Annotated in this window: 19 protein-coding genes and 1 pseudogene; 10 read left to right on the top strand and 10 right to left on the bottom strand. The window is 60.3% G+C overall.

The window, feature by feature from the left end:
- Positions 1-218: 218 nt before the first annotated feature.
- The gene (locus NSND_RS21235; RefSeq protein ID WP_159450703.1) at positions 219-368 is read right to left on the bottom strand and encodes a hypothetical protein; all 150 of its coding nucleotides are present in this window, start codon (positions 366-368) and stop codon (positions 219-221) included.
- Between the two features lie 513 nt (positions 369-881).
- Here NSND_RS21235 and NSND_RS08305 point away from each other — a divergent pair.
- The 3 genes from NSND_RS08305 to NSND_RS08295 are packed head-to-tail and all read left to right on the top strand — an operon-like array spanning position 882 to position 3,985.
- Positions 882-1,628: a TVP38/TMEM64 family protein gene (locus tag NSND_RS08305; protein WP_235000204.1), complete on the top strand. Its 747-nt coding sequence runs from the start codon at positions 882-884 to the stop codon at positions 1,626-1,628.
- A 57-nt stretch (positions 1,629-1,685) separates the two neighbouring features.
- On the top strand, positions 1,686-3,239 hold the full coding sequence (locus NSND_RS08300; protein ID WP_080878568.1) for a mercuric reductase: 1,554 nt from the start codon (positions 1,686-1,688) through the stop codon (positions 3,237-3,239).
- A gap of 8 nt (positions 3,240-3,247) precedes the next feature.
- Entirely contained in the window at positions 3,248-3,985 is a 738-nt protein-coding gene (locus tag NSND_RS08295; RefSeq protein ID WP_235000203.1) for a DUF3047 domain-containing protein, read from the top strand.
- A 107-nt stretch (positions 3,986-4,092) separates the two neighbouring features.
- Here the strand turns inward: NSND_RS08295 and NSND_RS08290 are convergent, their stop codons facing one another.
- Entirely contained in the window at positions 4,093-4,506 is a 414-nt protein-coding gene (locus tag NSND_RS08290) for a hypothetical protein (protein WP_080878565.1), read from the bottom strand.
- A gap of 200 nt (positions 4,507-4,706) precedes the next feature.
- Between NSND_RS08290 and NSND_RS08285 the strand changes: the two genes are divergently transcribed.
- The 6 genes from NSND_RS08285 (at position 4,707) to NSND_RS08260 (ending at position 11,187) form a co-directional block, all read left to right on the top strand.
- Positions 4,707-5,705, top strand: coding sequence for a radical SAM protein (locus tag NSND_RS08285; protein ID WP_159450702.1), 999 nt, complete (start codon positions 4,707-4,709; stop codon positions 5,703-5,705).
- A 16-nt stretch (positions 5,706-5,721) separates the two neighbouring features.
- Positions 5,722-6,495 carry a DUF547 domain-containing protein gene (locus NSND_RS08280; protein WP_080878560.1) on the top strand — a complete coding sequence of 258 codons (774 nt, stop codon included), beginning with the start codon at positions 5,722-5,724 and terminating at the stop codon, positions 6,493-6,495.
- An 11-nt stretch (positions 6,496-6,506) separates the two neighbouring features.
- Entirely contained in the window at positions 6,507-7,142 is a 636-nt protein-coding gene (locus tag NSND_RS08275; protein WP_080878558.1) for a ferritin-like domain-containing protein, read from the top strand.
- Positions 7,139-7,837, top strand: coding sequence for a TIGR04283 family arsenosugar biosynthesis glycosyltransferase (locus tag NSND_RS08270; protein WP_159450701.1), 699 nt, complete (start codon positions 7,139-7,141; stop codon positions 7,835-7,837). The genes NSND_RS08275 and NSND_RS08270 overlap by 4 nt, the downstream gene beginning before the upstream one ends.
- A 140-nt stretch (positions 7,838-7,977) precedes the next feature.
- The gene (locus NSND_RS08265; RefSeq protein WP_080878553.1) at positions 7,978-8,295 is read left to right on the top strand and encodes a hypothetical protein; all 318 of its coding nucleotides are present in this window, start codon (positions 7,978-7,980) and stop codon (positions 8,293-8,295) included.
- Between the two features lie 222 nt (positions 8,296-8,517).
- Positions 8,518-11,187: a CBS domain-containing protein gene (locus tag NSND_RS08260; protein WP_080878551.1), complete on the top strand. Its 2,670-nt coding sequence runs from the start codon at positions 8,518-8,520 to the stop codon at positions 11,185-11,187.
- 111 nt (positions 11,188-11,298) lie between these two features.
- On the opposite strand, the gene NSND_RS08255 is transcribed toward NSND_RS08260, so the two are convergent.
- From NSND_RS08255 to NSND_RS08235, 5 genes are all read right to left on the bottom strand, one after another.
- The gene (locus NSND_RS08255; protein WP_013247735.1) at positions 11,299-11,499 is read right to left on the bottom strand and encodes a hypothetical protein; all 201 of its coding nucleotides are present in this window, start codon (positions 11,497-11,499) and stop codon (positions 11,299-11,301) included.
- Between the two features lie 133 nt (positions 11,500-11,632).
- Positions 11,633-12,598, bottom strand: a complete 966-nt coding sequence (locus tag NSND_RS08250; protein WP_235000202.1) for a 5-oxoprolinase subunit C family protein — start codon at positions 12,596-12,598, stop codon at positions 11,633-11,635.
- The gene (locus NSND_RS08245; RefSeq protein ID WP_080878547.1) at positions 12,588-13,364 is read right to left on the bottom strand and encodes a 5-oxoprolinase subunit PxpA; all 777 of its coding nucleotides are present in this window, start codon (positions 13,362-13,364) and stop codon (positions 12,588-12,590) included. Before NSND_RS08245 ends, NSND_RS08250 begins: the two co-directional genes overlap by 11 nt.
- Positions 13,361-14,065, bottom strand: coding sequence for a 5-oxoprolinase subunit PxpB (gene pxpB, locus NSND_RS08240; protein ID WP_080880841.1), 705 nt, complete (start codon positions 14,063-14,065; stop codon positions 13,361-13,363). The genes NSND_RS08245 and pxpB overlap by 4 nt, the downstream gene beginning before the upstream one ends.
- 28 nt (positions 14,066-14,093) lie before the next feature.
- A complete protein-coding gene (locus NSND_RS08235; protein ID WP_080878546.1) occupies positions 14,094-15,374 on the bottom strand; it encodes an MFS transporter in 1,281 nt (426 codons plus the stop codon).
- A gap of 108 nt (positions 15,375-15,482) precedes the next feature.
- Here NSND_RS08235 and NSND_RS22095 point away from each other — a divergent pair.
- Positions 15,483-15,686: pseudogene (locus tag NSND_RS22095) on the top strand (DnaJ domain-containing protein); the annotation flags it as partial.
- A gap of 460 nt (positions 15,687-16,146) precedes the next feature.
- On the opposite strand, the gene NSND_RS08225 reads toward NSND_RS22095, so the two are convergent.
- The 3 genes from NSND_RS08225 to NSND_RS08215 are packed head-to-tail and all read right to left on the bottom strand — an operon-like array spanning position 16,147 to position 19,168.
- On the bottom strand, positions 16,147-17,355 hold the full coding sequence (locus NSND_RS08225) for a metal-dependent hydrolase family protein (protein WP_080878542.1): 1,209 nt from the start codon (positions 17,353-17,355) through the stop codon (positions 16,147-16,149).
- Positions 17,352-17,954: a Tll0287-like domain-containing protein gene (locus tag NSND_RS08220; RefSeq protein ID WP_080878541.1), complete on the bottom strand. Its 603-nt coding sequence runs from the start codon at positions 17,952-17,954 to the stop codon at positions 17,352-17,354. The genes NSND_RS08225 and NSND_RS08220 overlap by 4 nt, the downstream gene beginning before the upstream one ends.
- Positions 17,951-19,168 (bottom strand): pyridoxal-phosphate-dependent aminotransferase family protein, encoded by a 1,218-nt coding sequence (locus NSND_RS08215; RefSeq protein ID WP_080878539.1) that lies wholly within the window; start codon positions 19,166-19,168, stop codon positions 17,951-17,953. Before NSND_RS08215 ends, NSND_RS08220 begins: the two co-directional genes overlap by 4 nt.
- Between the last annotated feature and the right edge of the window lie 10 nt (positions 19,169-19,178).

The following is a 19,178-nucleotide window of genomic DNA, read 5'->3' as shown; positions in this document are numbered from 1 at the left end:
AGGCCAGGATCTTACAAGGCCGGTACTTTCGATCGGGTGGTGCGGGTGCTTCGTGACCTGCCCACTAAGAAATGAAGAGCCCAATATTGTCGGGGAGTTCGGCCTTCGGATTGAGTGTGAAGAGGCGGATGGTCAGGAGAGAGTGATTCGAGTGATCGGACGGCGCAGGTACACCCCCGGCCTGCGTATAGCATGGCCGTTGGTTCTCTTGGCGAGGATCAGACGTGCAGTCTGGTCTCTCGTTCGGACCAGCGCTGCGGACGCATCAACGTGCCCAAGGCCGCGATGGCGCAGATCGTTGCCAGGAGCAGGAAGCTTGCGAAGAGGAAAAATCCACTTTTCATGTCGTGCACCGAGAGCGGTCCCATGACGTCACCCCCTTACAATGATCTAATTGTACCACTTCACTCTGCGTGCCAACCGCATCCGCAACGCCATGATTCTTCAGGTGATTTCTTTCTTAGGCGCGAGGAGCAGTGAGGGCAGGGGCGCATCCACACATGTGAAGTCGTCTCATAGACGGGGTGCGAGTTCTGGGACTGCTGTGAGACCGCGTGTGTTGTCAGCATAGCCGAGTCCAAGAGTTCAATCAGCGCATGCATCTGAGACATTACCTCCACTGGCACCCTGTCTTCAAGAGTTCTTTCGGAGGGACAAGGCGGGGACTTGAGGGCCACTGGTCCCGTCGTGGGTCATCATCGTGCAGGCGGGCAATCTAATTAGATTCGCCATCCGTATAGAGTGCAATGTGGTGACAAGCAGGTTCCTTCCTCTGTAAGGTTGCTGACATTCTTTCAGCCACGAGCGGTGTCTTGTCCGCGCAGGTGAGTCCACGATTGACACATGAGTGAGGAGGCAGGATGATACCGCCCCAAGGTGCCATGACCACATCTGTAGCATCGCCCTCATCTTCGAAACGCGCCGGGCTCGGCAAACTGATGCTGGGGATTTTTGTCGGGCTGAGCCTCGCCGCATTTTTCTACTTTGATCTCGGACAGTACCTCTCGCTGGATGGGCTCAAATCCAACCGGGCTCGTCTGCTCGCGTTTACAGAAGCCAATTATCCGGTCGCGGTGGCCATGTTCGTGCTCGGCTACTGTGTGGTGGTCGGGCTCTCGCTGCCCGGTGGAGCGATCATGACGTTGGCCGGAGGATTTCTCTTCGGCAGCCTGTTGGGCACGCTCTACGTCAATGTCGGTGCGACCGTGGGTGCGACGCTGGCGTTTTTGGTGGCTCGCTATCTGCTCAGGGAATGGGTGGAGCAGAAATTCGGCAGCCGGTTGGATGCGATTCAGCAGGGATTTGCCAGGAATGCGTTCAGTTATCTGATGACGCTGCGGTTGATCCCGCTGTTCCCGTTTTTTCTGGTCAATATGGTCTCGGGGCTGACCAGGGTCAATGTGGGGACCTACATGGCGGCGACCTCCTTGGGCATCATTCCCGGCAGTTTTGTCTTTGCGTATGCCGGCCGCCAACTCGGCACGATCAGTTCACTCAAGGAAATCGCCTCGCCCAATGTGTTGCTCGCATTCACGTTACTCGGTCTGTTAGCGCTGGTGCCTATTCTCTATAGGAAGCTGGCCGGTAAGCCGGTCTCACTGCAGGATGGTTCTCGTCGACATCCATAGCGGTCAGGGCGAAAGACCGCGTCCATGGTTATTCACCAGAGGGAGAATCCGACTTCAATGAGCGCTTCTGTCCAAAGCTTGGTCCTGCCGGATGACGAACACAACCGGATGTTGGTCGCAAATGTGCATCCGCCGGACTGGCTGAATCCCGAGCCTGCCGGTCGCTACAACATGGTTGTGGTCGGTGCCGGCACCGCGGGGCTGATCACGGCGGTGGTGGCGGCGGGATTGGGCGCAAAGGTCGCGTTGATCGAACGCCATCTGATGGGAGGCGATTGTCTGAACGTCGGATGCGTGCCCTCCAAGGCGCTGATTCGTGCGGCCAATGCTTGGGCGCAGTTGCGGGATGCCTCGGCTTTCGGGCTGCATATCCCGCCGGGGGTGACTCGTGACTTCGGTGCGGTAATGACCAGGATGCGAAAATTGCGTGCCGGGATCAGCCATGTGGATTCCGCTCATCGCTACAAGTCGCTGGGGGTCGATGTCTATATCGGGCAGGCTCGCTTCACCGGCCGGGATGCAGTGTCGGTGGAGGGCCCATCTGGAAATCGGACGCTGACCTTCGTCAACGCGGCAGTCTGTACCGGGGCAAGGGCTTCGGCGCCGGCCATCCCGGGGTTGGCAGAGGCGGGATATCTCACCAATGAAACGGTGTTTTCGCTGACGGAGTTGCCGGCGCGTCTCGCCGTGATCGGCGCGGGCCCGATCGGGTGCGAACTGGCGCAGGCCTTCGCTCGCTTCGGGAGCGAGGTGTCACTCATTGAAGCGATGCACGGCATCATGCCGAATGAGGATCGGGACGCAGCGGAGGTGGTGCAGCAGTCCATAATGCGGGACGGTGTCAGGCTGCTCTGTTGCGGGAAGGATCTGAGAGTGGAACGAACGGCCACCGGGAAGCGGTTGCTGGTTGATTCCCACGGCCAGCACTACGATGTCACGGTGGACGAAATTCTGGTTGGCGTCGGGCGTAGCCCGAATGTCGAGGGGCTGGGGTTGGAGACGATCGGGGTTGAGTACGACAAAACCGGCGTGAAAGTGAACGATCGCCTCCAGACAACGAACTCGCGTATCTACGCCGCCGGCGACATTTGTTCCCGGTATAAATTCACCCATGCCGCGGATGCGATGGCGCAGATCGTCATTCAAAATGCATTGTTCCCGCATCCCTTCGGGCTGGGGTATGCCAGCATGGAGTCGCTGATCATGCCCTGGTGCACGTTTACCGAGCCCGAGATCGCTCATGTCGGCCTCTACGAAGCGGATGCCAAAAAGAAAGGCTTGGAGATCGAAACCTATACCTACAAACTCGGTGAGGTGGATCGAGCCATCCTGGATGGTGAGCAAGAAGGGTTTGCCCGCATCCATATTCAGAAAGGCACCGACAAAATTCTCGGGGCCACGATCGTGGCGGCGCATGCCGGTGACTTGATCAGTGAGTTTTCTGTGGCGATGAAGGCCGGTGCCGGTGCGAAAACGATCGCCGCCACAATCCATCCTTATCCCACCCGGGTGGAAGTCAACAAGAAGGTCGTCAACCTCTGGCGCAAGGCGCACTTTACGGCGCGGACTAAGATGCTGTTAACGAGACTCTTTGCCTGGTTGAGGCGATGAGGGGACACATGATGCGGCGCGGGATTGTCCTGCTCATGTGCTTGTCGGGTGCTGCGATGGTCGCACATGCGCAGGGCTCTGCGAAGCTGGAGGTCGGACACTTTTCGGTCGCGGCTGAAGGCGCCGTATTGCCCGATGGGTGGGCACCGCTGACGTTCAAGAAGATCGAACGGCACACGACATACGAGGTGGTGAAGGACGGGCCGGTTTCCGTGGTGAAAGCTGTGAGCGAGGTGTCCGCCTCAGGCCTGACCAAGGCCGTGGCGATTGACCCGCATGAGTATCCGATCGTGCGCTGGCGATGGAAGGTAGAGAATCTGCTGCAGAAGGGCAATGTGAACCGCAAGGACGGTGATGACTATCCCGCGCGCCTCTATATTACCTTTGCTTATGAACCGGCAAAGGTGAGTTTCGGACGGAAATTGAAGTATCAGGCCGGTCGGATGCTGTTCGGTGATATTCCGATCGGCGCATTGAATTACATTTGGGACGGCAAGAGCCCGGTCGGGACGGTGGTGGACAATGCCTTTACCGACTTTGCGAAGATGATCGTGGTGGAGAGCGGGCCGCAGCGCATCGGCACGTGGGTGGAGGAAGAGCGCAATGTGTATGAGGATTATCGACTGGCCTTCGGCGAAGAGCCGCCGGCGATCAGCGGCGTCGCGATTATGAGCGATACGGATAACACCAAGGAGCGGTCCGTGGCCTATTACGGTGACATCGTTTTCGTCAGGGCGTTGAAGTGACGGGGCTGGGGAACTGCCGGAACTGAGAAAGGCGGGGAGGCCGACCTGTGCAGGGTCGGCCTCTCCAGGACACCGGCGAGCTGATGTGGGTTCGCAGAGTCAGGGGGTTATTGAATTGAATTTGCGAAGCCACCGTGGGTAATTTCAGCCCGAATGGTGTCGCCCACTTTTTTGTTGCCCCGGAGGTGCTTGGTTCCCTGTCCGACATGCACCTTCATTTGGCTGCCATCGAAGTCTTCGACTGTGTACGTCTCGCCGTGAATTTCTTTGACGGTGCCGCCCACGGCCTTCCAGGCGACTCCGGGTTTGGAGTCATGTTGTCCGGGTTTCGGTGCCGGGAGTTGCTCAGGGACTGATCCCAGAAGTGAGGAGGCCGCGGCTGCCGAGGTGGTGGTCGCATGGTTCGAATGTTTGCCGGCCTTCTCCTTGTCCTTTGCCGATGCCGGCGCCACGACAAAAGCGACGGTTGCAAGGCTAGCCGCGGCGATGGTGAGTATCGAGGCCTGGAGCTTGGTGTTCATAACGATCCTCCCTGGGATGAGTCAGGCTGCAGTGTAGAGAGTGATTCAGCAAACCGTATGCCAGGAAACCGGTTGCCTGCAGTGCAGAATCACCTGGATTTGTGCCGATTGTGTCGCGTTGTGCTGAACCGGGGGCGGCGGGGCCGGATGGAAATGGCAACAGGTGTTCAAATATGCTCAGGCCGACCGGGGAATCCACGATGACGAGGAAGTCCTCGCTGGCCATGTTTGCCGACTGTGCCCGGCCGGTGGCAAATCTCTTACGGGGGCGGCCGGTCCTCGCCACGTTTCAGGTGACCCTGCGTTGCAACTCAGCCTGTGGCTACTGCGACCTTCCTCTGAACCAGGGACGATATGAACTGACGCGAGAGGAGATCCGGGGCATCTTTGGACAGCTCTATACCGAAGGTATCAGGTTCGTGCTTGTTCAGGGGGGTGAGCCGCTCCTACGCACGGACCTCGTCGACATCCTGGCGGACCTCTCCTCGCTGGGGTTGCAAGTGACCGTGATCACCAATGGGACCAGGCTCACTCCCGACCTTGTTGCGCACTGTGCTTCGTTGCGCTTACCGGTATCGATCAGTCTGGACACGCTCGATCGTGCTCGCTACCGACAGATACGCGGGGCCGATCAGTTGCCTCAAGTCCTGTCCGGACTCAATCTCCTGGCACGGTATCCCTTTCCTAAATTCCTCACCTGCATTGTGAGCGAAGCCAATCGCGACGAGGTGCCGGAGGTCGTGCGATTCGCACGACGGCACGGTTTCATTCCCGTGGTGGGAGCCTACCACTGGAACGTGGGCCTTTACGGCAAAGAGGACTCTGTGTTGATGTACGATCGTTCGGCCGCGATCCGTGTGTTCGAACAGCTGTTGAAGGACGACCTGATCCCTGCCGGGTATTTTCGACATTTCGTCAAGGACAGCGCCGTCTGGTTGCGGGGAGAACGGCTCGAGCCCTGTGACGCGGGCCGGTATAGCATTGCCATCGATGCGTCTGGCCAGGTCTCAGCCTGCTTGGCGATGCCGGCGGTGGGGAACCTGCGCGAGGTGCCCTACCGAGAGATCCTCAGTCGCTTCGACCGGAGCCAGGTTCAAGCCTGTTCAGATGGGTCTTCCTGCAACCGTCTCGATGGGCGCGTGGTTGGGACGATCCTGAGACATCCGATCACAGCATGGCGAACTCCGGTGCGGTTCTAATAGGAGAAAAATTGTGATGCGAAATTTCCTGATCGGAGCGCTGATGATCGTGCTGGGAGGCTGTTCGACCGTACCGACCTCTTTCACCCTCTCAGACTCGCTCCCGCCGGAGCAAGTGTCTCATCGGTTGTGGCAGGAACTACTGAGCACCGATGTCCGTGATGGCGTCGTTGATTACCCGGCCATTCGCCGTCAGGGGCGGCTTCCATCCTATGTCGCGTTGTTGAATCGAGTAGATCCGGGCCGCTTGTCGGCGGGAGACCGTCTGGCGTTCTGGATCAATGCGTATAATGCCTTCGCCGTCACGGGCATTCTGGATGGGTATTCTCCGGACACGTTGTTCGGCCGATACCGGTACTTCATCGCGCGGGAATACTCTATTGGTGGACAGCCGGTGAATCTCTACAATCTGGAGCGAGAGATTCTTATCGCCCAGTTTCACGAACCACGTGTACATTTTGCTATCGTCTGCGCTTCCGCCTCCTGCCCGAAACTCCAGTCCTGGGCGTTTGATGGGCGCCAGCTAGATGAACAACTGAATCACGTCGCGATCCAGTTCGTGAACGATCCTTCGCGCAATCGTTTCGACCGATCGAGAAAAGTGGCCTCGTTGTCGATGATTTTTAAATGGTTTGCCAACGATTTCGAGGCTCGTTCAGGATCAATCCTGGGGTATGTCGGGGAGTATGTACAAGATCCGTCGCTCAAGCAGGACCTTCTGGCCGGCGACTACACCGTGGAGTTTCTCGACTACGATTGGCATTTGAATGGTCCTTCCCCGCAGTACTGAAGGAGTTGTACATGGTCGTATTGCCTAGTGAACGAGTTCCCATTGCCCGGCTGCTGACGTTTCTTGAACATGGCGAACGAATGGCGCATGGGTGTGCGCAGCGCCAAGCCACACTGGCTCCCGACCCGAAGGCGCGTCGTTTCTTGACGACCCAAGCCAGGCAGGAGGCGATGCATGCCGTGGTCTTCCGCGGCGCAATTGCGTGGCTTGCACCGCGTCATCTCGGTGACGCGCCCTTTCTGCCGGCACTCGAAGACTATCGCCGGCTTCTCACTGAGGCGCTTGAACGTGGCGATTGGCTGGAGAGTATTCTGGCTGAACAGGTGATCCTGGAAGGATTGGGGGAGGCGATTTTGACCCGGATTGAGGGCGGCCTTGAAAAGCGGCAGGCGCCGTTCCGCCGGTTGCGCCGAGTGCTGCTGCACCAGGAAGAGGCTCATCATGACTTCGGGCGGCGTGTGTTGGAGCGAGCGATGGTGGATGGGCACAGGGAGTTGGAGTCGCTTCGTTTGCGCACGCAGGACTATCTGGCTTTGACCGACTCAATGGTGTTGACGCTCTGCGATCTCTTCGAGACGATCGACGAGGACGCGTCTGCATGGGCCGCCGATGTACGTACCTTCCTGCCCATGTGGTTGACGGCATGATCTCCGTCGTCATTCCCGCCTACAATGAAGAGCGAGCGCTGCCAGCCACACTCCGACAGTTGTTCGAACAAGCCGGGTCGTATGAAGTGATCGTGGTTGATGGGGGAAGCCACGATCGAACCTGCGAAATCGTTCGGCGCTGGCCGATCAATAGTCGATTGCCGGCCCCGCTCACGCTCGTGACGGCGCCAAAAGGACGAGCGTCCCAGATGAATGCCGGCGCGAAGCTGGCGCGGGGCGAGTGGTTGCTCTTTCTCCATGCCGATACGCTGTTACCCGTCGATGCGCTGAGTCGGATCAATGCGTTGGAGCGGAATCTTACTATCCAGGCCGGCGGATTCCGACACCGATTCTCAGGGTCGGACTGGCGGCTCCGGATGATCTCATGGCTCGACAATTTTCGCTGTGTCAGGAGTCATATCATTTACGGCGATCAAGCCGTATTCGTGCGGAGGGCGTTGTTCGAGCGGCTTGGTGGATTTCCGGATCGGCCCATTCTGGAAGATGTGGCGTTCGGTGAGAATTTACTGAAAGTCACGACGCCGATTCTTCTCTCACCGCCAGTTGTCACGGATGCCCGCAAGTTTCTCAAAATGGGAATCTGGCGGAGTTTTCTTCGCGTCTTGCTGATCATTTTGCATGTGGAGTTCAAGCTGCCGTATCTCCCACGCGCCTTTTTTCAGGACATTCGCTGATTTCATCTCCATCTCGCGTGGTCTGTCCGTGACATTGGTTCTCCTCGCTTCCTTGCAAACCGTCATTTCGATTGTCAACCAGCCAGCGTCCTTGTACGTTGGAACGGATGACAGTACAGCGGGCAACCAAAGGAGGATGTATGAAGCAGGTGATGTGGGGCGCAGCGTTGTTATCGGTCTGTGCCACGTCGTTGGTGTTTGCGCAGGCGGAGACGCCGAGGATCGATCAGCGGCAGGCCAATCAGGAGAAACGGATCGACCAGGGGATTGCCAGCGGTCAGTTGAACGAGCGTGAAGCCACTCGCTTGAACAACCAGCAAGAACACGTCAACAAGCTGGAGGACAAGGCGAAATCGGACGGCGTGGTGACGAAGAAAGAGCGGGCCCGGATCAACCACGCACAGGATCGCACGTCGCGTCATATTGCTCGCCAGAAGCACGACCGCCAGCAGCGGTAGACGGTGTCACAGATGTCGTGGTGAGCGGTCGAGCGACCGGTTCGACCCAGCCAGGCATCCGCGCTCGCTCATTCTGTCGAGTAACCCCATGCCGTCCGCACTTCTTGTGTGGACGGCATGGTTCCTCTCCAGCCAATGCTCTCGCTTTGTGCACAATCTTCCTTCTCCTCTGTCTCCACTGCGGGACTGAATCGATTCGCTCGATCCTGTTAGAATGCCGGCATGGATCTGATCACGACACATCTGAATGCAGACTTCGATGGACTGGCCTCGATGGTGGCCGCCCGGAAGCTCTATCCGGGGGCGGTCCTGGTATTGCCTGGCGGTGCGCAGGAGTCGGTGCGAGGTTTTCTGGCGACGCACCATCTGGACATCTCTCGCCTCAAGGACGTGGCCCTGGAACGGGTGCGACGGTTGATTCTCGTGGACGTCCAGGAGCCGGAGCGGTTGGGTCCATTGAAGACCCTCAGTTCACGCGCAGACGTGGAGGTGCATGTTTTCGATCACCATGGAGCCGACGATGAGCCGCAGACTCGACCTCAGTGGCCTCATCTCGCTGAACGGCACATCGAACCGGTCGGCGCCACGACCACGCTGCTGGTCGAACGCCTGAAGGCGCAGCAGATTATCCTCACGGCTGCCGAGGCGACGGTGTTGGCGCTTGGTCTGTACGAGGAGACAGGGTCATTGGCCTATCCGTCGACGACTCCGCGCGATCTGGAGGCTGCGGCAGTTGTGCTGCGCGCCGGCGCGGATTTGAACGTCGTGGCGGAGGTCTTGCGGCATCCGCTGGATCCCGATCTGATCGCCCTGCTGAACGATCTGTTGCAGTCCGGATCAATCTATTATCTGGAGGGCCGCAAAATTCTTGTGGCCTCCAGCACGTATGACCGTTACAAGGGCGATCTCGCGGAGGCCGTCCACCGGTTGGCGGAATTACAGGGATTCGATGCCGTCATCGTTGCCATTGCACTGGATGAGAAGGTTGAGGTGATTGGCCGGAGCCGGCGCCCCGAGATCGACGTGGCGTGGCTTGCGCGCGAATTCGGCGGCGGCGGACATGCCGTGGCGGCAGCGGCCAGCGTGAAGGGCCGAACGCTCATCGAAGTGCAGGAACGGCTGACGCGTCTCCTGACGGAACGCTATCGCCCGACCCTGGTGGCTCGGGATGTCATGACACAGCCGGTCAAAACGATCGTCGCGGATGCGACCGTGGCGGAGGCCGAACGCTCCATGACTACTTACGGGGTCAACGTTCTCCCGGTCGTCGATCAGAAGGACCGCTATGTCGGGACGATTTCACGTGAGGTCGTTCAGAAAGCATTGTTTCATCGACTCGGAGCGCAACGAGTCGAGGATCTGGCCAGACACGATCAGTACAGCGCAGAGCCGGAGACCCCCTTTCACGATATCGAAATGCGGATGATCGAATTGAATCAGCGGTTTGTGCCGGTGCTGTCCGGCGGCAAAACGGTGGGCGTGATTACCCGAACCGATCTGCTCCGCAGTCTCCATGAAGACGTGATTGCGTCTGCGCGAGGGAAAGCCAAATCGTTGATGGACCTGGAGTCCTCCGGAGCAGTGCGCCGACGCGATGTCGGGGGACTCCTGCGGGACCGCTTGCCGCGTGAAGTGCATGACCTGCTACAGACGGCAGGCGACTTGGGCGAGCGCCTTGGCTACTCAGCATATGTGGTCGGTGGATTTGTGCGTGACCTGCTGCTCGGCATCGACAACCTCGATGTCGATTTTGTGGTGGAGGGCGACGGGATCGCGTTTGCACGCGCCCTGGCGAAGGAGCGGGCAGGCCGGGTGAAGGTCCACGAGCGATTCGGGACGGCTGTTGTGCTCCTGCCGGACGGGTTCAAGGTGGATGTGGCTACGGCCCGCACGGAGTATTACGAATATCCGACGGCGTTGCCGACGGTCGAGCAGAGCTCCATTAAGAAGGACCTCTACCGTCGGGATTTCACCATCAACACGTTGGCTGTACGCCTCAATCCCCGCGCGTTCGGCCAACTGATCGATTTTTACGGCGGACAACGCGATCTCAAAGAACGCCTCATCCGGGTACTACATAGCTTGAGTTTTGTGGAGGATCCGACGAGGGTCTTTCGCGCGATTCGCTTCGAGCTGCGTTTCGATTTTCATTTGAGCAAGGAGACGCTGGCGCTGATTAAAGGCGCGGTGAAGATGGAGTTGTTCCATCGACTGTCCGGCCAGCGGTTGTTGGATGAACTGCGGTACTTATTTTCTGAGCGCACCCCACGCCATGCCGTTCGCCGGTTGGCGGACCTGGATCTTCTGCGGTTCATTCATCCGACACTGACGTGGTCGAATCGACTGGATCGTCGGCTGAGCGAAGTGGAAGCGGCGCTGGATTGGTACAAACTGTCCTGTCTGGATCGGCAGATCAGCGGATGGCTGGTGTATGCCATGGCACTTACCGAGGCGATGCCGGATCAAGCCGTACGCGAGATGATCGAACGATTTCCCTTCACGGAAGCGGAACGAGAGGCTATCACGGCGGCTCGGTTCCTTACGCAGCCGGTGTGCCGGGCTCTGAGCCGGCGCGTGCCGCTCAGGCCTTCGGAAACGGTGGCTCTGCTGGCCGGTCTGGCGGACGAAACGCTCGTGTTTCTGCTGGCGAAGAACGGCTCGGCATCGGCCAAGCGGCACCTGTCTCTGTATCTGACGACGTATCGCGACGTGAAACCCGCCCTGACCGGGAAATCCCTCCAGGCGCTTGGACTCAGACCAGGTCCACTCTATCGCACGATTCTCGAGCGTCTGACCGAGGCAAGGTTGGATGGCGACGTGAAGACTGAAGCGGAGGAGCGGGAGCTCGTGAAAACATTTTCTGATCAAGGCCGGGGGAGAGCGAGAGACTAGCTTCCCGCATGCGGGGAGGTATCAAGCCACATCGGCGGCGCCGCAGAGCGCGGACAACCTCGAGAGGTCGTGCTGAACGCCTCCCGTGCCCGATGATACGACGCGGGGAGGTTAAGCCAACGGCTCAACCGGCTCGAGTTCGTCGTGCATGTCGACGGTCCGAGCATCTTTTCCCATTGCGGCGAGGAGGCCGTCATAAACGATGCGAGCCGCGTCCGACCATTTAGGATTGAATGGGCGACCAGCGAAAGCGGCTTCGGCCGCCTTTTTCTCATCGTGAGTAATTTGTCGAGGAGTCAGTGTGGTGTCCATACGAATAATAATAGATCGCTTCAGGGCAATGTCAAGGACTCAACGGAATGGCAGAACCCCCGTTGTTTAGCGGGCATTGCTTTCGAGTGCTGCGGCATGCATGGCCTGAAGCGTCCGGACTAAGGGAATCTCCTCAAGCACGGTGCGGCGGCAAGAGCCGGTCAAGTTCGGCGTGAGCCGACCGAAGCAGTGTCGATGCTGTCTGGTGCGTGACCACTACGAACGAGAGTCTGTCTCCCGGCGATAGTTGAGCCGCGAGAGCGCGATCGGCCGCGATCATCGTCGCGAGTTTGGCATACCCCCCCGTCGTCTGGCAGTCGGCCATGAGTAGAATCGGCTGTCGATCCGCCGGCACTTGAATGTTCCCGGCACTCACGGCATCGGACACGATGTCGGCCGAGGTGCGATGCGGCAACGCCAATCCTTGTAACCGATAGCCCATCCGGTCTGATTCGGAGGCGAGTCGGTACGGTTGGCTCGCGAGTCTCTCCAGCGCATCGTCCGTGAAACGATCGGCCTGTGGCCCCGGTATCACCCGTATCGTGGCGGTGGATTGATACCGGGGGCGTTGTGCCTCAGGCAGTGCTCGTCCTACGCATGGTTTGCCTGCAGCTCGTGCCGGTCCGACATCGAGTCGATCCCACTTCCTCAGCGCGCGGCCTGCGACGCCTCCCAATCCACTGCGCACATGGGTCGATCGGCTGCCGAGCATCAAAGGCCCGTCGATGCCGCCGGCCACGGTGAGGTAGGCACGAGTGCCTTGTCGGCGTATTCCAAACTCAAGGCGACTCCCAGCGGGTATGCGGACGACGGTCCACATGGGCAGTGCGACGCCGTTGCTGGTGGGAGAGAGGTCTGCCCCGGTGATGACGATGGAGAGTGCGTCCTCGAACAACAGTTCCGGTCCTTGGATGGTGACCTCCAGGCCGGCGGCCCGGTCGGGATTGCCGAGGAGACGGTTCCCGACCGTGAGCGCCCAGGGATCCATCGCGCCGCTCACCGACACGCCGAACCGTTGGTATCCAAAACGACCGAGATCCTGAATGGTCGTGAAGAGTCCGGGACGTACGACGTGGATGGTCGGCTGCTTAAGAGGCATGATCGATACGGACTGCGGAAATCCCTCCATCGTCGAACATCGTCCGTAGCGCATGAGCCAGTCGGACCGCGCCAGGAGTGTCGGCGTGGACACAAAGCGTGTCGATATGTAGATGAAGCGAGGAACCGTCGATGGCCGCGATGGTGTCGTCGTGAATCAGCGAGTGTGTGCGCGAGACCACGGTCGATTCATCGTGGATGAGCGCGCCTTCCTGCCCTCGAGGTACTAAACGGCCGTCGGCCTGATAGGCTCGATCGGCAAATCCTTCGGCGGCAACCGGGAGCCCGCGGGCCTTGCCGGCGACGAGGAGCTCCGATCCGGCCAATCCCACGAGGATCAATCGCGGATCAATGTGTGCGACCGCTTCGGCGATGGCGTCGGCCAGCGCGGGGTCGCGAGCAGACATGTTGTAGAGCGCCCCGTGTGGTTTCACATGCGAGAGCCGAAGACCTTCGGCCTGACTGATGGCCATCAGCTCACCCACTTGGGACAGGATCAAGTCCTGTACGAGCGAACGGGAGAGCGGTTGTTCACGGCGGCCGCCGGAGTCCCGATCCGGCAATCCGGGGTGCGCTCCGATCGCCAGATCATGCTGTCGAGCCAGCTGCACGGTGCTTCGCATTAAGGCCGCATCGCCTGCATGCACCCCGCACGCGATATTCACCGATGTGACGTAGGGCATGATCCGGGCTTCCACATCCAGTTGCTCCGGTGTCGCGGCTTCTCCCAGGTCGCAATTGAGGTCGATGCTACGTTCCTTGTTCATGTGTGGTTCTCGAACAGCGCATGGAATTCTGTTTCCTCGATCGGCACGAATTGCACCTGGTCGCCCGGTGCCAGCAAAAATGGCGTGGGTCTGGTCAGGCTGAACAGCGGTACCGGAGTGCGACCGATAATGCGCCAGCCGCCAGGGCTGGCATGCGGGTAGATGCCGGTTTGTGTGCCGGCGATTCCGACCGATCCTGCTGCGACTTGTTTTCGAGGCGTCGGGAGTCGCGGCGTCGCGATGCGATCCGGCACGGTCCCTAGATAGGGAAAGCCCGGGCTGAATCCCAGCATGTAGACGCGGTACAGCACGGAAGCATGCAGGGCCGCCACCTGCTCGGGCATGAGTGCCGCTCGTTTGGCCACGTCGCCCAGATCGGGTCCTGCGCTACCTCCATACCACACGGGAATGGTATGAGTCGTGGGGGCACGTGGCGGGGGTGTGTTCGTTGCCGTCATCAAGGCACGGAAATGCCCGGTCATCATGGATACATCGGTACGGAACGGATCGAAATAGACCGTGGCGGAACGGTAGGTCGGCACCACCTCCAGAATGCCCGGGAGCCCGGCCCGTTCCACGGCGGTGGCGAAGGCCAGGACCGACTCATTCGTGTGCGGGTCAATGGTCTCCCCGAATTCAATGGTCAGGGCGGACTCACTCAGTGGCACGATGCGCGGGAGCGCAGTCTCAGGTTGTTTCATAATGGCCGGGCAGTCGGTCCGCGAGATGTCACTCCGGTAACGGCTTTCCATTCGTCTCGGTCGCGAAGGGCAGTACGGCCAATCCCAACAGATAGATCAGCGCGATGGTGCTCGCCGCGTTGTTGAACGATCCCAGCAGGGTGACGAGCCACCCGGTGACGAAGGGCGCGGCCGAGGCGAGCACGCGGCCTGCGTTGAAGCAAAATCCTGAGCCGGTTGCACGGAGTCGTGTCGGATAGAGCTCAGGCAAGTAAATCGGAAAGCCGCTGAAAATGCCATTGTTGAAGAATCCCAGCAGCGGGAGTAATAACAACACTTCTGCATAACTGTGCGGGACAAAATAGGTCGCCGGCAGCATGATGAAGCTGCCGAGGCACATCAAGCCGAATACGGGCAGGCGGCCGAACCGTTCGGCCAGCGGCCCGAATCCCAGATACCCGAACAACGAGCCCGCATTGAGCGCCATGATCGCGTAACTGACCTTCCGTGTCAGCGTGGCGGCATCCTGCCCCTGGAGGTCCGGCATGGCCCGGATCAAGGTGGGGGCCCAATTGGTCGCGCCCCACAGGCCGAAGACCGCCACGAACGCCAGGGTTGAGCCGACCCAGGTGTTGCGGCGTAATGCCGGTTGAAACAACTCGGCGAGGTGCATGAAGCTGTTGCGAACGGATTGTGCCTCCTGTTCGTGGGCCTGCACCCATCGCTCCGGTTCTTTCACCCACCAACGGACGAGTAAGGCCACAAAGGCGGGCAGGATGCCCACGAGGAAGAGGAGTCGCCATCCGTAGTCGCTCAGGAGCAGGTTGAAGCCGGCGGCCAGGAAAAATCCGGCGGCCCATGCGGACTGTAGAATCCCGGCTGCCCGGGCACGTTTGTCTTCAGACCAGGTCTCGGCCACAATGGCCGCGCCGGCGGCCCATTCGCCGCCGATGCCAAGCGCGGTCAGAAAGCGATAGATGGCCAGATGCCACCATTCTTGAGCAAACGCGGCGAGGCCGGTGAAGACGGCATATATCAAAATCGTGATGATCAACGTCTTGGTCCGGCCGAAATAGTCCGCGGCCATCCCGAAGCCGATTCCTCCGATGGCCCACCCGATCAGGAAAATAGAAAACACCATGCCGCCGTACCACCCGATCTGTTCGTCCGTGACGGCTCCGCCGGCGGCCCCGGCTTGCAGAAGCTCATGTAAGGCAGGATGCAGCACGATCGCGTAGATCGTTGCGTCCATGGCGTCGAATACCCAACCCAGCCAGGCGACGAACAGGACCAGCCATTGATACCTCGTGACGCCTTGTGCCCACGCCATGCCGAACTCCCTCCCCTGCGAACAGGCTGCCTCTGCGCCAGGCTACGGGGGAGTTCCGACGCTGTCAAGGTGAAGCCGGCGAAGCGGCATGGTATAGTCTCGGCCTGTATGCCTCGCCTGGATTATTATCGTGTCCTCGGTGTGTCGCGCGACATTTCCGACGACGACATCAAAAAAGCTTACCGGAAGCTCGTTTTCGAGCACCATCCCGACCGCAATCCCCACAACAAGCAGGCAGAGGAGAAGATCCGCGAGATCAACTCCGCCTATGAGGTCCTGGGCGATCCCGAGAGCCGGAGAACCTACGATCGCCTGCATTGGGGAGAAGAGGTGCGGGCCGAGACGGTGGATCCGTTCCTGATCCTTGAGGAGATGGAGAAAAAGCTCTTCGACGAAGGGCGGAAGGAAGTCTTCGCCGTCCTGATGAAGATGGTGCCACGGATCAAATCGGAACTGGCCCTCATTCGTGAACGCACGGTGGCGCATCAGGGGTATGACACCTTCAAGGAGTCCATCGTGGAAGCGCGCGGGGCGGAAGTCCTGGATGAGTTCGTGACTCCCGACATGGAGCAACGGAAACAGCGCTTGCTTGAGGTCGCGGTGCAGATGATGGTGTCGCAGGCGGTGGTCGCGAAGGGAGACGAGGGCGGGATTCGTGCGCTTCGCGGCCGGTTAGAGGAAATGTTCCGCAAGGGCCGGATCAACGGCTTCGCGACGGCCTTGGAATTACTGTATGAAAGACGGTAACGACCCACGTCTTTTGTGTCACGTTTCACGCTCCTGAGAGCGGACCCGCGACGAACCGACCGCGTTGCATCACTCCCGCAATCCGCTCTCGTTTCAGCAGTACTCCGATATTTCTGAGAGGATTGCCTTCCACGACCAGCAGGTCCGCCTGTTTTCCCGCCGCGATGGATCCGATGTCTTGAATCAGGCCCAGTAACCGCGCGGCGGCGGAGGTGCTGGTCATGATCGCTTCCATCGGTGTCATGCCCAGTGCGACCATCCGTTCCAATTCCTGAGCATTGTCCCCATGATAGTTGAACGGCGTTCCGGCATCCGTGCCCATGGCAATCGGAACACCCCGGCGGAGGGCGGCGCGGAAACTTCTCTCGTGCTGTTTCACCATGTTCCTCGCCTTGGAGCGGGCGCTGTCAGGAATGCCGCAGCCGGTCGGGCAGGCCGCTGTGGTGGCGAGGGCCGACAGCGTAGGTACCATATAGACGTGGCGCTGGGTCATCATCTCCGCCGCGTCGTCGTCCATGAGGGTGGCATGTTCGATGGAGTGGACGCCCGCGCGGAGGGCGTTCTTCATCCCGGATGCGCCGTGGGCATGGGCGGCCACATGTCGCCCGTGGGCGACGGCCACTTCGACGGCAGCGGACAGTTCTGCCACGGTCATCTGCGCGTCGTCCGGAGAGGTGCCGGGGGTGAGCACGCCGCCGGAGGCAATGACTTTGATGACTTCGGCGCCGGCATTGAGTTGATCCAAGACGGCTGCGCGGACGGCCTCGACTCCGTCGGCTTCGCGGCCGATGAAGCGCGCATGTCCGCCGGGCATGCAGATCGCGAGACCGGCGGCAAGAATACGTGGCCCCGGCGTCAGTCCGGACTCGATGGCCTGTTTCAGGGCGAACACCGCATGGTCCCTGAATCCCACATCCCGGACAGTGGTGAACCCGGCGTGGAGAGTGCGGCGCGCCAGCTCGGCGGCTTTGAGCAGGGTGACGGACGAAGATTCTCCCTCCACCGCAGCCACGACATCCGCCTCCGCTCCCAAACAAAAGTGAACGTGGCAATCGATCAGGCCGGGAAGGACGGTCAGGCCGCGGCCGTCGATTCGTTGCGCGCCCTTGGGGAGCCGAACATCCCGTTCGGGCCCGACGGCCTGGATGCGGGTGCCCTCGATGAGGAGGGTGCCTCGCTCAATCCGGTGACCGAGGCCGTCCAGAATGCGGATTTGACGGATGGCGATGGTCATGGCGCCTCACTGATCGGAATGGTGACGATGACGCCGCCCATGATGTCGTTGAGTTTGTAGTCCCGCCGGGGGCTGTTCGCGTGGGCATTGTGGCAGGTGACACAGCTTTCGGACACCGCCCGGTCTGCGTAGATGCCTTGGAAGTAGCGGACGCCCGCCTGTTGGTAGAATCCGGTGAAGGGTTTCTCGGGTGCCTTCATCACGACCTCAAGCCCGCGTCGTTCGAACTCGCTGTTCGGTCCGTTCCACACATATATCGGGGTGAGGCTGGCCAGACGGAAACTGAGTTTCATATCCTTTTGCGCCACCAGGCGCCCGGATTCGAGGAGGAATTGGGCCGGGAGCGGGAGGCCCTTCTCTTCTTTCCAATGTTCGAGCGCCTCGACGACGCCCTGGTTATGGAGCTTGTCCACGACGTTCTGTGTGTAGTTGGCACGATTCGCGTCGATGACCGCATGAATGAAGCTGGTCACACGCTCGGGGGGGACCATCTCCGTCTTGTGTGATTCTGCGACCGCGAGGGCAATGACCCAGTAGGTGATGGCTGCCACGAAACCGGCCACTCCTGCCGCCACGATCCATAACCCGTTTCGACTCATGCACCCCTCCTCGCCGATCCTAGTGAATGGGTATAGGTTTCTGTCGCTGCCTGGACGGCGCGGCCCGGCTGCGTCAGCCGTCCCTGGCCTGCGAAGATTTCTTCCAGGGCGTTGAGCAGCGTCAGCACGTGCGCCTGTCGGCACGATTCGCCCATGAGGCCGATGCGCCAGACCCGCCCCCGTAACGGTCCCAGTCCGCCGCCGATTTCGATGCCGTACTGTTGCAGCAGTTGCGTCCTCATCATCGCTTCGTCGATTCCGTCGGGTAGCGTGACACAGTTGAGCATCGGGAGTCGATGGCCCGGCGGAGGCAGGGGACTCAGGCCCAGAGTTCGGAGCCCGGACATCAATGCATCACTGTTTACCTGATGTCGCGCGGCACGCGCCGGGAGTCCCTCTTCGTGCACCAGCCGCAGGGCTTCCCGAAGCCCGTAGAGCATCGAGATCGGGGCGGTGTGGTGATAGGCACGGCTGTGGTCGTTCCAATAGTCGGCGATGAGCGACAGATCAAGGTACCAGCTGTGGCAGGGAGCACGTCGCTGCCGGATGACGCCCATGCCTCGCGGGCTGACGGTGAGCGGGGCCAGGCCTGGGGGACAGCTCAAGCACTTCTGCGTGCCGCTGTAGCAGGCGTCGATTCCCCAGGTATCGACCTCGACCGGGATGCCTCCCAGGGAGGTGACGGCGTCGACGATCAATAATGCATCGTGCGCGCGGCACAGCGCCCCCACGTCCTCAAGGGGTTGGAGGGCGCCGGTTGACGTTTCCGCATGGACCAGGACCAGGGCTTTGACCGGAGCAGACCGCGCCAGTTCCTGTTCCAGCGCCTCGATGGGAATCGTCGCTCCCCAGGGCGCTTCGATGCGGATCGGGAGGCCGCCGCTTCGTTCGATCATGGTCGCCAGCCTGGTGCCGAACACGCCGTTGACTCCCACAATCGCACGATCGCCGGGTTCGATGAGATTGGCGATCACTGCTTCCATGCCTGCCGATCCGGTTCCGGACAAGGCAATCGTAAACTCGTTTTGGGTATGGAAGGTGGCGCGGAGCAAGGCTTGAATGTCGTTCATCAGAGTGAGAAAGACCGGGTCGAGGTGTCCGAGCAACGGCTGTGACAGGGCCTGCAACACCCGGGGATGGACCATGCTCGGGCCCGGGCCCATGAGCAGCCGATGCGGCGGAACAAAGTCCTGATACTGGGAATCCGTAGTCATCGTCGGTGCC

The sequence above is a fragment of the Nitrospira sp. ND1 genome (assembly GCF_900170025.1).
GTDB lineage: Bacteria > Nitrospirota > Nitrospiria > Nitrospirales > Nitrospiraceae > Nitrospira_A.
Note: the sequence above shows the minus strand (reverse complement) of the source record. Positions and strands in the feature narration are given on the sequence as shown.

Excerpts from the sequence above, each read along its gene's own strand:
- NSND_RS08235 (WP_080878546.1), bottom strand. The coding sequence starts at position 15,374 with ATGGCGTGGGCACAAGGCGTCACGAGGTATCAATGGCTGGTCCTGTTC.
- NSND_RS08300 (WP_080878568.1), top strand. The coding sequence starts at position 1,686 with ATGAGCGCTTCTGTCCAAAGCTTGGTCCTGCCGGATGACGAACACAAC.
- NSND_RS08285 (WP_159450702.1), top strand. The coding sequence starts at position 4,707 with ATGACGAGGAAGTCCTCGCTGGCCATGTTTGCCGACTGTGCCCGGCCG.
- NSND_RS21235 (WP_159450703.1), bottom strand. The coding sequence starts at position 368 with ATGGGACCGCTCTCGGTGCACGACATGAAAAGTGGATTTTTCCTCTTC.
- NSND_RS08290 (WP_080878565.1), bottom strand. The coding sequence starts at position 4,506 with ATGAACACCAAGCTCCAGGCCTCGATACTCACCATCGCCGCGGCTAGC.
- NSND_RS08280 (WP_080878560.1), top strand. The coding sequence starts at position 5,722 with ATGCGAAATTTCCTGATCGGAGCGCTGATGATCGTGCTGGGAGGCTGT.
- NSND_RS08220 (WP_080878541.1), bottom strand. The coding sequence starts at position 17,954 with ATGAGTCGAAACGGGTTATGGATCGTGGCGGCAGGAGTGGCCGGTTTC.
- NSND_RS08305 (WP_235000204.1), top strand. The coding sequence starts at position 882 with ATGACCACATCTGTAGCATCGCCCTCATCTTCGAAACGCGCCGGGCTC.
- pxpB (WP_080880841.1), bottom strand. The coding sequence starts at position 14,065 with ATGAAACAACCTGAGACTGCGCTCCCGCGCATCGTGCCACTGAGTGAG.
- NSND_RS08275 (WP_080878558.1), top strand. The coding sequence starts at position 6,507 with ATGGTCGTATTGCCTAGTGAACGAGTTCCCATTGCCCGGCTGCTGACG.
- NSND_RS08225 (WP_080878542.1), bottom strand. The coding sequence starts at position 17,355 with ATGACCATCGCCATCCGTCAAATCCGCATTCTGGACGGCCTCGGTCAC.
- NSND_RS08295 (WP_235000203.1), top strand. The coding sequence starts at position 3,248 with ATGATGCGGCGCGGGATTGTCCTGCTCATGTGCTTGTCGGGTGCTGCG.
- NSND_RS08250 (WP_235000202.1), bottom strand. The coding sequence starts at position 12,598 with ATGCCTCTTAAGCAGCCGACCATCCACGTCGTACGTCCCGGACTCTTC.
- NSND_RS08215 (WP_080878539.1), bottom strand. The coding sequence starts at position 19,168 with ATGACTACGGATTCCCAGTATCAGGACTTTGTTCCGCCGCATCGGCTG.
- NSND_RS08260 (WP_080878551.1), top strand. The coding sequence starts at position 8,518 with ATGGATCTGATCACGACACATCTGAATGCAGACTTCGATGGACTGGCC.
- NSND_RS08255 (WP_013247735.1), bottom strand. The coding sequence starts at position 11,499 with ATGGACACCACACTGACTCCTCGACAAATTACTCACGATGAGAAAAAG.
- NSND_RS08245 (WP_080878547.1), bottom strand. The coding sequence starts at position 13,364 with ATGAACAAGGAACGTAGCATCGACCTCAATTGCGACCTGGGAGAAGCC.
- NSND_RS08270 (WP_159450701.1), top strand. The coding sequence starts at position 7,139 with ATGATCTCCGTCGTCATTCCCGCCTACAATGAAGAGCGAGCGCTGCCA.
- NSND_RS08265 (WP_080878553.1), top strand. The coding sequence starts at position 7,978 with ATGAAGCAGGTGATGTGGGGCGCAGCGTTGTTATCGGTCTGTGCCACG.